This window comes from Alteromonas sp. S015 (assembly GCF_036864485.1).
Lineage (GTDB): Bacteria > Pseudomonadota > Gammaproteobacteria > Enterobacterales > Alteromonadaceae > Alteromonas.
Map to the genome: position 1 here is coordinate 490437 of NZ_JAZETO010000001.1, position 12297 is coordinate 502733.

The 12297-nt window shown below is 41.5% G+C and carries 10 protein-coding genes; 5 read left to right on the forward strand and 5 right to left on the reverse strand.

The window, feature by feature from the left end:
• Positions 1-14: 14 nt before the first annotated feature.
• From V7R42_RS02110 to V7R42_RS02120, 3 genes are all read left to right on the forward strand, one after another.
• Complete coding sequence (locus V7R42_RS02110) at positions 15-1946, forward strand: bifunctional diguanylate cyclase/phosphodiesterase (RefSeq protein WP_334018588.1); 1932 nt, start codon at positions 15-17, stop codon at positions 1944-1946.
• A 198-nt stretch (positions 1947-2144) separates the two neighbouring features.
• Positions 2145-2621 carry a hypothetical protein gene (locus V7R42_RS02115; RefSeq protein ID WP_334018589.1) on the forward strand — a complete coding sequence of 159 codons (477 nt, stop codon included), beginning with the start codon at positions 2145-2147 and terminating at the stop codon, positions 2619-2621.
• Positions 2622-2748: 127 nt separating this feature from the next.
• Entirely contained in the window at positions 2749-4131 is a 1383-nt protein-coding gene (locus V7R42_RS02120) for an O-antigen ligase family protein (protein WP_334018590.1), read from the forward strand.
• Positions 4132-4163: 32 nt separating this feature from the next.
• Here the strand turns inward: V7R42_RS02120 and V7R42_RS02125 are convergent, their stop codons facing one another.
• From V7R42_RS02125 to V7R42_RS02145, 5 genes are read right to left on the reverse strand one after another with little or no spacing between them, the layout of a single operon-like run.
• Positions 4164-4919, reverse strand: coding sequence for a VpsP family polysaccharide biosynthesis protein (locus V7R42_RS02125; protein ID WP_334018591.1), 756 nt, complete (start codon positions 4917-4919; stop codon positions 4164-4166).
• Positions 4855-5580: a tyrosine-protein phosphatase gene (locus tag V7R42_RS02130; protein WP_334018592.1), complete on the reverse strand. Its 726-nt coding sequence runs from the start codon at positions 5578-5580 to the stop codon at positions 4855-4857. Before V7R42_RS02130 ends, V7R42_RS02125 begins: the two co-directional genes overlap by 65 nt.
• 27 nt (positions 5581-5607) lie before the next feature.
• Entirely contained in the window at positions 5608-7836 is a 2229-nt protein-coding gene (locus V7R42_RS02135) for a GumC family protein (protein WP_334018593.1), read from the reverse strand.
• Between the two features lie 16 nt (positions 7837-7852).
• Positions 7853-8383: a polysaccharide biosynthesis/export family protein gene (locus tag V7R42_RS02140; RefSeq protein ID WP_438823629.1), complete on the reverse strand. Its 531-nt coding sequence runs from the start codon at positions 8381-8383 to the stop codon at positions 7853-7855.
• Positions 8384-8396: 13 nt separating this feature from the next.
• Positions 8397-9584 carry an outer membrane beta-barrel protein gene (locus V7R42_RS02145; protein ID WP_334018596.1) on the reverse strand — a complete coding sequence of 396 codons (1188 nt, stop codon included), beginning with the start codon at positions 9582-9584 and terminating at the stop codon, positions 8397-8399.
• Positions 9585-9832: 248 nt separating this feature from the next.
• Here V7R42_RS02145 and V7R42_RS02150 point away from each other — a divergent pair, with 248 nt between their 5' ends.
• Positions 9833-11245, forward strand: coding sequence for an undecaprenyl-phosphate glucose phosphotransferase (locus V7R42_RS02150; protein WP_334018597.1), 1413 nt, complete (start codon positions 9833-9835; stop codon positions 11243-11245).
• Between the two features lie 148 nt (positions 11246-11393).
• Positions 11394-12251 carry a CNNM family magnesium/cobalt transport protein CorC gene (gene corC / locus V7R42_RS02155; RefSeq protein ID WP_014948991.1) on the forward strand — a complete coding sequence of 286 codons (858 nt, stop codon included), beginning with the start codon at positions 11394-11396 and terminating at the stop codon, positions 12249-12251.
• Positions 12252-12297 lie beyond the last annotated feature (46 nt).

The window sequence follows — 12297 nt, forward strand, 5'->3', positions numbered from 1 at the left end:
TAACAGGTATAACAATGTCACTCACAAAGCAATTCAGTTTAGGTTTTTTATTTGTTTTATTACTCGTGTTTATAAGTACCATTTACATTAACGTGAATAGCACTAGAAACTACATCGAGAGCCAACTTTCATCACATTCTCAAGATACGGCAACATCGCTAGGACTATCTATTTCTCCTTACCTAGCAGACGATGAATCACTGCCGATCGTAGAAACCATGATTAACGCTATTTTTGACAGCGGTTACTATCAAAGCATTGCCCTACTAAATACCGAAAATGAAGTAATTTTATCAAAACAAAACCCGCCTATACCTGAAGGTGTACCTAGCTGGTTTAGAAACATGTTTCCGTTAAGCCCTCCTACAAGTGAATCTGAAATAAATTCAGGATGGAATATTGCGGGCACCCTAAAGGTTACTTCACATCCTGGTAAGAGCTATCAACAGCTTTGGGAGAATGCCCAACGCACGTTTACGTTGACCCTACTTTTATTTATTGTGGGCAGTACGCTTTTGTACGCAGTCCTGCGCGCTATCCTAACGCCCGTTACGTCGGTGGTAACCGCATCAGAACGTATAAGCGCACGTGACTTTTCTGAAATAGAAAACATCCCAGCAACAAAAGAGTTAAACTTGATGGTTCGCGCTATCAACAAGATGGCTGCTATTTTAAATAAACAACACAGCGAACTTACTGCTCAAGCCCAAAGCTACTACCAGAGTGCTTACCAAGATACGCTTACTAAACTAGGTAACAAACTGGCGCTGGACAACAAGTTAGCCAGACTGTTTGCCAACAAAGAAATGATGCCATCGGGATACTTGGTAATTATTAGACTGTCTAGCTTGGGGCACGTAAATGATGCAGAAGGTGCTCAAACAGCAGATATTTATATTAATACACTTGCTCATTTACTGAAGACTAAAGGGAGTGAAGTTGGTGCTGAAACCTACCGTGTGCGCGGTGGTGACTTTGTCGTGTTGTTGGAAAACGTAAATGAAGAAAGATGTTGTAAGTTTCTAAATGAACTTTCTGACGAGCTTATCGCCCATACGCTGCCCATATATACCCATGGCTTTGCGCATATTGGTGCTGCTAAATTTAATGAACTGTCCAACAAAAAGCAGCTACTAGAAAATGCGGATGCCGCTTTAACCACAGCCAGGAAAAACCCAAAACGGTGGCAGTTAGCGAGCCAGCTTAAAACAGCAATAACACAAAACCAGTGGCGCGCTCATTTTGATAGAATTGTAAAGGAAAACGCCGTCGACATCGTTAGGCAACCTGTAAAGAATTTTGACAGTAGTATCATTTATTACGAGTGCTTTGCGCGATTTAAGCAGGAGGGTTGTGATGATTACCTACCTATGTCAGAACTTATCGCTGAATCTGAACATTTGCATTATGCCGGCGCTCTAGACGCTATCATTTTAAAGAAGGTTCTTTCACTTTTAAGTGCAACACCTCATGAAATTGTTGCAGTGAACTTGTCTCCACTTACTTTAGCAGAACGAGTACACATCGACAGAATATTAGACATTTTGCGTAAGTCTGCACAATTGTCTAAGAGTGTAGTTATTGAAGTACAAGAAATAAGCCTTCAAAACGCCGCCGACAATGTTCATTATTTGGCTGAAAACTTACGAAAGCTTGATGCAAAACTTACTATTGAGCGTGTTGGCTCGAGTATCGCCGCATTTAGTCATTTACAGAAATTGCGCCCGCATTATATAAAATTAGATGGCAGTTTCACCAGAAACATTCAGAAATCTGATGACAATCAATTCTTTGTTCGGTCATTAGTTAACATTGCTCATGGCCTGAACATTGCTGTAATAGCTGAGCTGGTAGAAGAAGAAAAAGAAGCGCAAACACTACAGGAGCTATTTGTTGATCATCAACAAGGTTACGCCGTTTGCCGTCCGAGCCCTTGGCAAGCTTGAACAATTTAACAGAAATAAAAAATTAGCGAGTGGATATAAATTAAGCTATATATACTTATAACATAGTGGTATTATTTGATTATTGTTATTTGACGCGTAGACAGCGCTGCAATTGTTTTTGTCATTTGAATGGTTGAAATAATGTGTAGATGCTCAACGTGCCATGTTGTTTTGATTGGGTTTTTTATGCGTAGTTACATGAAACTTATTGTGCTTTTAATGGTAGGCGTGTCATTATTTGCAAGCGCTCAGGAAGTATCTGAAGACAAAAATAGCATTGAAGCTAAAATCACTTTCGTTACCCAAAATGTTGGCACAGTTGAACTTGCCTTGCAACGCTTGTTGTCGAGCCAGGACACAACATTGAGCGATGCGCAAAAAAATGCTATTGCGGCGTTACCAGAGGTAGCACGAGTGTTATTTGTCTCTACAATAGTGAGCGGAACTGACACCATCGATTCTGCACTCATTGCTTCGACCCAAGATGGCGTAACCGCAGAAATGGGGCAAAACCTAATAGATGCCTTTTCACCGCAGTTGGTCGACTTTGACGATGAAGACAGGGAAGGCAATGATACTGAGACGGCTGCAGGCCCCGGCTCTGTTGGGCCTATAGGTATTGGTGCCGGTGCTGGCGGAAGCGGCGGCGGCGGTGTGGTAGCCTCGTCTAACTAGTGCTTCAGCGCGTTATTATAAACTTTATTGTAATTAGTTTCATAAAGGCCTCAACCGAGGCCTTTTTCGTTTTTGCACTGTTTCAACAATCGTTACCCTACACGCTACTATAAATATAATTAAGCAAATGAATCACAACATTTACCTTACACACAAAAGCAATTTTCTCTTCTATTGCTTGTTAGCGTTGTTAGCTTGGCTTCCTATTCCATTGGGCAGTAACCGTCCTTGGGCATGGAACCTTTTTGAAATAGCAAGCTATTCGCTTTTTATGCTTACTGCATTCTCGTACCGCCATCACCTGTTATCTCAATTATCGTTTTATAAAGCGCCTATTGTAATTTTTCTCGCTTTTTTAGCGTATACCGCCGTGCAGCTTGTTCCCTTGCCATTGCCTATTCTAACAATGTTAAGTGAAGGAGCCGCTGATGTTTATAAAGCCGTAGAAGTAAGCTTTGCGCCTCTTTCTGTCGATGCGGGGCAAACCACCATATCGCTTTTAAAATCAATCGCGTACTTTTGCCTATTTCTCACTACCCTACTGCTGTGTAATAGCCTACCAAGAATAAAACAACTTATGCTGTTCATTGTATTTGTAGGTCTATTCCAAGCTATGTATGGTGCCCTTGAGCTTTTACTTGGCACTAAACACAGCCTCATTTTCCAACTTCCCGTAAAATCGAACGCTACCGGTACGTTCGTTTATAAAAACCACTTTGCTAACTTTTTAATGCTGTGCCTTAGCGTTGGTGTTGGTTATTTGGTAAGTACGCTTTTGTCTAATGCGCGAAGTAAAGCGACACATCATAAACTCCGTTACTTCTTGAGCATGTTTCTAAACGGTAAAGCATTGGTTCGCATTGCTCTAGCCATTATGGTTATAGCGCTTGTCATGTCGCGCTCTAGAATGGGTAACGCGGCATTTTTCTTATCGATGACGGTGATTGGCCTTTTAAGCCTATTTTTAATTAAACAGCGCACAAAGGGCTTAATGTTGCTTATTGTAAGTATGTTTATTATCGATATGTTTATATTGAGCGCTTGGTTTGGTCTAGACAAAGTTAAATCTCGTATTGAGCGCACTAGCTTTTCTCAAGAAACCCGGGATGAAGTAATAAGAGACTCCATTCCTCTACTTCAAGATTTTGCGTATACCGGTTCGGGTCTGGGTACCTACTATACGACCTACCCACATTACACCTCAGACGGCGTTTATGGGTTTTATGATCACGCCCATAATGATTATCTTCAATTTGCTATAGAAGCCGGTGTACCCGCTTCATTGGTACTTTTCATGCTGCCATTACTGGCATTTAGGCAGTGCATAAACGTTTTGAAGAATAGAAAAAGTAGTTTAGCAAGAGGTGCGGCGTTTGGCGGTATGATGAGTATTTTGGGGATGGCGATCCACATTACTGTGGATTTCCCATTACAGGCGCCGGCTAACGCGGCTTATTTTGTCGTTATCTTGGCGGTATCGTTCATTGTTTCAAATAGAAGCGTGAAGTAAAGGTCTAACGCTTCCAATACAAGTAGCCCTCGTTACTTGCACGACAAAGCTAGATTTTCATTTTCGAAAGAGTCGTTTAACCAAGAGCAAACCATTATTCGAGCCGCACTATCGTTTACTACGTTCACTAAAGTTCGTTTCGTTTTTGGGTGATTAAATCCACGAATGATATGCTGTTTAACTATGTCTTTGAGACTTAAAAATAGACGTGCGTCACTTTCAAATAAGTACAATCCGATTCTGGCAATAACATCATGCACTTCAGGGGTATTTGGGCCGTATTTCGACGCAAACTGAATATAGCGTAAAAAATCGTCATCAAATTCTTTCTTATGCCATTTAATGTATACCAAGTTTGCCCACGTAACTGGCCAACCAGGCCTATTTCGCAAAGACACCAAGTTAAGTGTTTCAGCCTCATCAAGCAGCAACTTCACTTTTTCACTGTCATTAGAGGTATATGCTTGCCATTGTTTTATCGTGCTTACCATGTCGGTATAGAGCGCTAAATCACCGTGCAATGATACAGCCTCTTCCGCGTGCTTTTGGGCAGAGGAAAGGTCTGTATTAAAAGCGTCAACGTCACCGTCCTGTAGAAGTTTTATGATATTTTTTGCAGCGTAAAAATGCAGGTTTGCCAATAACGCCTTGCCTGATTGAAAGCAACAAAAAACAAGAAAAATAAACAGTGTGCAAAGCAACCAATTATAGGGCTTTTTGTGGTTACTCAAACCAGCAACCTGCAATTTCCATTGGTCGCTCAATACATAGCTCCTTCGCTTTATCAAGGCTATATTGCTGCTGCAAAATCTCGAATGCTTGCTTCAGTTCAGGAGGCCGTTTGTGTAGGTTATGTGCATCAGTTGCAATAACATCTGCAAAACCGTCGCTAAGTAGCCGCGTTGCACAGTGCCTTACTTTTTCGCCAAACGTGCCAGTTATGGCGCCTGCTGTAAGCTGAAACAGTACACCTTTTCCTCTTAGCCACGAGGCTTTGCCATAATTGGCAAGTATATCTCTGTTGCGTTCCGGATGGGCAATCATTGGCACTACTCCCTGGCTTTTAAGCCAGTTAATAACCTGCTCTGTACCTGGAGGAATATGGCTGTGTGGTAATTCCAGTAGTAGTACTGGCTTAGAATTCAAATAACCCAGAAAGGGTAAGCGCTCGCTTACCACAAGCTTTAAAATACTAGGGCTAATTCGTACTTCAGCCGCAAAATGGCTTTGCAACGGAATATTCTCCGAGCGCAAGGCTTCAGTAAACAGTTGATGAGCCTGCTTTATACCATCGATATTGTTGTCAAAATACCCTTCATGAATATGCGGTGTGCAGACTACATGGGTGATCCCCGAGCTGTACGCAGCTCGAGCCAAGGCGATAGACTCGTCAATGTTCTTAGCACCATCATCTACATTAGGCAGCAGGTGGCAATGAAGATCTATCACAGTTATTAACGTATGTTTTCGAAAATGTTAGGTAGGCGCATCGCCGTAACCATACTGATCGTAATACCCGGTATAAGCATAGCTATTACCCGCCTTTTTTATATCAACTTGGTTCAGAATAACACCATCTATTCGCTTACCCACCCGCAAGAAGCGGTCAAGACCACTGGATACAATTTTTTCATTAGTAGAATCAGCCTTAACAACGTGAAATAGCATGTCTACGTTTTCACTCACTATTATAGCGTCGCTCACGGCCTGTACAGGGGCAGTATCAACAATAACATAATCATACTGCTGTTTGAGCTCGCTTATCACCTTTTTGAAACTTTCACTGGTTAGTAACTCTTGTGGGTTTGGTGTTGCCGTTCCAGCAGTTATTACGTCTATGTTTGAAGAAACATCATTGCATAAACACTCGTCAAGTGAATGTGTGCCCGCGATTAGGTTGACTAGCCCAGGCTGAAAACCCGGCAGTCCGAAGCGCTTAGCTAGAGCAGGCTTGCGTAAGTCGGTATCAATAATTAATGTATTCCCTATTTGCCCCATCGCAAACGCTAAATTAATAGAAACCGTCGTTTTGCCCTCTTTGGGTACACTCGACGTCACCATAATAACGTTTTTACTTCCGCTTAAATCTAGCAACTGAATACTGGTTCGCAAGGTGCGAACTGCTTCACTAAAAACGTGATTAGATTTATCAAAAAACTCACGTAGCGGCAGGTCATTTTTCTTTTTGTGTGGCTGCCAAGGGATTAATCCCATCATTCTCTGCCCTAACTTACGCTCAACGTCATCAACTGAACGAATACCACCATTTAGAAAGTCCAACACTAAAGCGATAAGTACACCAAAACCTGTGCTTAAAACTAATGTGGCAATCAAAATTAACCCTTTTTTAGGCTTGAAGGGCTCAATTGGAAGGACAGCACTATCAAGAACTCTGGCATTAGCTGACTCAAATCCCTCCACTTCACTGGTTTCTTGTAACCGGGTAAAAAAGGAGTCATAAAGCTGTTGGTTAGTGTCAACTTCTCGCTGCAGTACCTTTCTTTTCGACTCAAGAGTGGTTAGTTTTCGGAACTCTTCTTTCGCTGCCGACACGGCAATGCGTAGGCGGTTAACTTGCGACTGGGCTTGTCTGTATTCGCTTGTAATGCCAGATATGAGTGACGCCACTTGGTTGTTTAGTGATTGTTTAACTGAGGTAAGTTCGGCCTGCGCTGAGATCATCTTTAGATGTTTAGGGCCATACACTTTACTGAGCTCTGACACATTGCTTTGTGCTATCAGTTCAGCTTCTTTTACATTCTGTATTGATGGATGGTTTTGTACCGCAGGCATCGATGCCAACTCGGCGGGATCACCGTTAAAATTCTGTACTTGCTCAAATATAATTTCGCTTTGCTTTAGCCTGTTTTCAGCTTGTAAAAGCTGTTCGCTTAAGCCCTGAAGTTCTTCAGACGCCAGCCCTACAACACCATCTAAATCAACCAATTGTTCTCGCTGATAAAATTCAGCAAGCTTTTTTTCTGACACTTCTAGCTTCGTGCGTAAACCTTCCAGACTGTCATTTAGCCATGACGTCGCCTTACTCGTCATATCGAACTTTGCTTCTAAATAACTCTCAATGTAAACCTCAGCAACCGCGTTAGCGACTTCCGCAGCAAGTCTAGGCGATTCACTGGTGAAAGATATTTTCACTACTTGCGTGTTAGGAATGGGCGAAATGGTGAGCTCTTCTAAAAATAGAGAAACAATTTGCTCTTTTTGAAGCTGTCGTTGCTCATCTTCGTTTAACGGCTCTGGCTCTTTTTGCGGTAAAAATGTAAGTACTGATTTTATACTGCTTTTTAAGTCATCAAATGGCGACGCGTTAATTTCATCCAGCTTTTCTAGAAATATCGGATGTGTACCTAAATCCATCTTATTGACGACTTTTTCGGCGATATATCTCGATTTCAGTATTTCGTACTGCGTCTCAAAATATTCTTTTTTAGATGCATCTAGACCGTACACCTGCTCAATAGACACTATGTTCGTCTCTTCTGATTCAATTAGCAAAGACGAAGTAGCTTTGTAAACAGGCGTCAGTGAAAGTACGATGAGAGCTACTAAAAACGTAACAACTAAAGCAAGGCTTAAAATACGCCATTTTTTTTGATTAATAACACGAAAATAATGCGACAGGTCGATAATATCCTCATCGGCATTTTCATGCGATGCTGAGCGAAAGTCATTTTTCTCGGAAAGCATATAAATCCAGTACTGATTAGAAGAAGCTTTGTTCTATATTAATGATGTCGCCCGGAAGCACTTGCATGTACCTATCTGCGCTAAGCGTTTGCTGCTCACCATTAATTATTCTGTCTACAAAAATCTTAGTCTTTGACGCGCGCTCTGTATATCCACCTGCAAGTGCAGCAGCTTTATCTATGGTAAGCCCTGGCTGAAAAGCGTAACCTCCAGGGTTCTTAACCTCGCCATTAATAAAGAATGGCCGATACTCGACTATACTTACTGAAACCGAAGGGTTAATAAGGTAATCGCCCTTCAGACCCTCGTAAATATAGCTTTCAAGCCCTCCTACCGTCATACCAACGACTTTTATCTCACCTAAGTATGGATAGTTGATTACACCCACATCATTAAGGCGCGTCTCAAGAGATAAGTCATCTTGACCATACACCGTAATTTTAACCGTGTCTCCAGAACCTAATGTGTACTGATTAAACTGAACCGACTGTGCAATCAGCGGAAAGGATGCTATGAGGTAAAAGAAAAATGCAGATATCGCTTTCAACATACTTAAAATACTACAGTGTTACCGTTAGCCCAACGCTAACTACATTTCTACTAAAATCAATTACGCTTTGGTTGCTGTCACGTTGGTCAAACGTATAGCCTGCATTAAGCGTAAGATAGCGACGGGATATGTAATTTACTTGAAAACTTATCGTAGTATTGTCGTCAACACGGGTAGAATTAGCCCCCGTGTATTCGTCTTCTGAATAAATGACTTCAAATGAGGTAGATATTCTATCTCGCCACTTGTGATCCCATGTTAATTGATAAGTTTGCCTGTCAATGAAATCACCTTCCCCATTTGTTTCATTGGTTGTGGTAAAGGTTGTAAAGTCAAATGTCGAATAGGTACGCGGATTCCAAGTCACGCCTATCAACCAGTCTAGGCCGCTAAAATCTGATCTATTACCATTGTCAAACTCTTTTTGACGGTGACCAATTTTTACATAACCAGATGTCTTTGCTGTTGTGTCCCACTCTACACCTACCAGCGTTCTCACTTCCTCACTGTCTAAAGGCGCTGTTGGATCAATAGCGAAATCGTAGTCTATGTCGTTATAAATAACATCCAGAGTTAAGTCAGTAGCTGGTAATATGTTGTAGAAGAATGTGCCTGCTAAGGTGTTGGTCTTTCTGTCACGCGTACGGTAAAAATCGGTATCGATATCGTAGTCCACCGTGCTATAACCTACTTTCAGGTCTAATCGACCCGTTGCCGCTGGTGCCCCATAGCTGTATGTCGCATCAATACGAGATTGCTTGTATTGATCTGGCGTTTCTATTGAATCGCCTCTTCCAATAGTAAAGTTTGTACCTCGTTCGTCGTGGTCGTCCATATAGATAGCGGTAACTTCTAATCGATTACGCACATCAAATTCTAAACGCGCAGAGGCATTTAACAAATGGTCAGTGTAATCATCTGATTGGCTTGAGTGATAATCACCGCGCTCTAGTCGATAGCCAACTTGAAATTCATTCAACCCGTAAGAATTTACCAAAATCAATTCTGGAGAAAGCACTGACATCCAGCTTTCTACTTCGCTATTTTTTGAGCGCAATAAATTGTCATCGTGTCCAAAAGTAGAATTTAGTGACGGATAAAGATCAAAACCTCCCACATCTATACTTGCAGGAGTTTGCGCAAAACTAGAAAGGCTAACTAAAAGCCCAGTGGCTATTATCGAACTTTTTTTATGCACCACAATTTTCCTTTACAGTCAAAAAGCTGACTTGTAATTTTTACTATTATTATAGGATTCAATATACCTTTTAGAATAGTAAAGAAAAAATTGTCAATTGACCATCAAAGTATTTAGATGAAAACGTGAAACATGCTATATTTTAGTCTTACAGGATTTTTAATGTTCTGCCGAGTTAGTTTGTATCTAACAAATGGCTAAACGTTCAATGTTATTCCATTTATAATAAGTTTGATTAGAGATTTGACGTGACTTCCTCCAGCAGTAACGGTGGTTTTTTAGTACGAAATCAGAGCAGCTTTTCGACACTCTATCGCCTCTCTGATCTCTTTTTTATTGCCACAACATGGTATGCCAGCTTTTTTGTTACAGGCCTGCCAATCACAAGCGAGACAGTTTTGCTTCTCTTGGCGTTTTGCGCTGTATATCAATTAACGTCAGAAGCGTTTACTCTCTATCGCTCATGGCGTGGCTCTTCCACTATACGAATTGTTAAACAAGTCGCAATATGTTGGGCAATATCGTGTACTACAACGATAACTTTAGATTATCTTTTCATTTCAGCTATTTCAGAAAAAAGCGATACCGTACTAGCGTGGTTTGCGTTCTGTATGCTTGCGCTGTCTCTATGGCGATTTCTAACAAGGCTCTTTTTATTTCAAATAAGAAAAAAGGGCTTTAACTCTCGGCAGGCCATTGTTATCGGCGCAACTGAAACTGGAGAGCAGTTGGCGTTTCAGATCAAAACTCACGAAGAGTTAGGAATACGCTTTAAAGGTATATACGACGACCGAGCGCTTTCAAGACTACCAGACAGCACACACAAAGACTTGAAAGGTTCGATAGCCGATGCAATTGAAATGGCCAAAAGTGATGACGTTGACTACATCTATTTGGCTCTTCCTATGTGCGCTGAAGATAGGATAAAGCACATTCTCGAGCTTTGTTCTGACACAACGGCAAGCGTGTATCTCGTTCCCAATTTCTTTGTCTACAATCTGATTAATTCCAAGTGGCATAATATTGGTTCGCTGCAAGCATTGAGTGTTTACGATACTCCTTTCAGCGGCGCCAGCGAGGTTACAAAGCGATTAGAGGACTTTTTGCTTGGATTAGTGTTTACGGTCATCGCAATTGTACCTATGCTAATTATCGCAATTTTAGTCAAACTTAGTTCAAAAGGGCCTGTAATTTTTAAGCAAAAGCGCTATGGCTTGGACGGAAAACCCATCTCAGTCTACAAATTTCGTACAATGACGTCGCTTGACGATGGTCTGGAAGTAAAGCAAGCGCAAAAGAATGACCAGCGAATCACTAAGGTTGGGGCTTTTTTAAGGAAAACTTCACTTGATGAGCTTCCACAGTTTATCAACGTACTCCAAGGTAAAATGTCTATTGTTGGCCCTAGGCCTCACGCAATTGCGCACAACGAGCAATACAGAAAGATCATATCTGGGTATATGCTACGCCATAAGGTTAAACCTGGCATAACTGGATGGGCGCAGGTAAATGGTTTTAGGGGCGAAACCGAGACAGTAGATAAAATGAAGAGGCGTGTAGAACATGACCTTGACTACATGCACAAATGGTCTGTCTGGCTCGATTTAAGAATCATTGCCAAGACTGCAATGTTAATGTTCAAAGATCAAAATGCATATTGACAAGACTCACCAATATTAAACATGAGGCAGCTGTTATCTTGACTCAAGTGTCACAATTAACAACACCCAAAATTCGATTAAACAAAGTGTTGACCTTGCTCGCCTAGCGAATTACCTTTACGGTTGAACTAACAATTAAACGGACATTATGAGCGACGATAATCCTCACTCTACCAACGGCTCATCAGGCAAGAGTTGGTTAGATAAACTAAAAAATTCAATTTCTGGCGAGCCGAGAAGTAAAGAAGAGTTGGTATCGGTTATAACTGATGCTGAACAGAACGAAATCATAGACCCACAAACCCGCGAAATGATTGAAGGTGTAATTGGGGTAAATGAAATGCGAGTTAGGGATATCATGATCCCTCGCGCTCAAATGACCACTATAGATGTAGAGCAGAAGGTAGAAGAATTTTTACCCGTAATGCTTGAATCTGCCCACTCCCGCTTTCCCGTTATCAGCGAAGATAAAGATCATATTGAAGGTATTTTGTTAGCAAAAGACCTTCTCGCTTTTGCTTTTAATGCAGAAAAAGAGTTTAACCTTCGCGATATTCTTCGCCCAGCAGTTATTGTTCCCGAAAGTAAACGGGTGGACGTTCTGCTTAAAGAGTTCCGCCAGCAACGCTATCATATGGCCATTGTAGTGGACGAATACGGCGGTGTGTCTGGTCTGGTCACCATTGAAGATATCCTAGAAATTATCGTAGGTGAAATTGAAGACGAATATGACACAGAAGAAGATGGCACCGATGACATTCGTCCTTTAAATAAGTCGACATACTCTGTGAAAGCCCTCACGCCGGTTGACGATTTTAACGAATTCTTTGAAACCAAGTTTAGCGAAGAGGAAGCCGACACCATTGGCGGTATCGTGCTTAAAGCGTTTGGTCATATGCCTGAAACCAATGATGAAATCACCATTGGAGACATTCAGTTTAAAGTGACTAACTCTGATAAACGCCGACTTATACAACTTAAAGTGTCAGTGCCTTCACTAGAATAGTGAATTAGCCAACAAGACTTCTGTTACAGCATAGGGGTAGCGCAGG

Bases quoted from the DNA above. Each gene is read 5' to 3' on its own strand.
- V7R42_RS02110 (WP_334018588.1), top strand. From the start codon at position 15: ATGTCACTCACAAAGCAATTCAGTTTAGGTTTTTTATTTGTTTTATTA.
- V7R42_RS02115 (WP_334018589.1), top strand. From the start codon at position 2,145: ATGAAACTTATTGTGCTTTTAATGGTAGGCGTGTCATTATTTGCAAGC.
- V7R42_RS02120 (WP_334018590.1), top strand. From the start codon at position 2,749: ATGAATCACAACATTTACCTTACACACAAAAGCAATTTTCTCTTCTAT.
- V7R42_RS02135 (WP_334018593.1), bottom strand. From the start codon at position 7,836: ATGCTTTCCGAGAAAAATGACTTTCGCTCAGCATCGCATGAAAATGCC.
- corC (WP_014948991.1), top strand. From the start codon at position 11,394: ATGAGCGACGATAATCCTCACTCTACCAACGGCTCATCAGGCAAGAGT.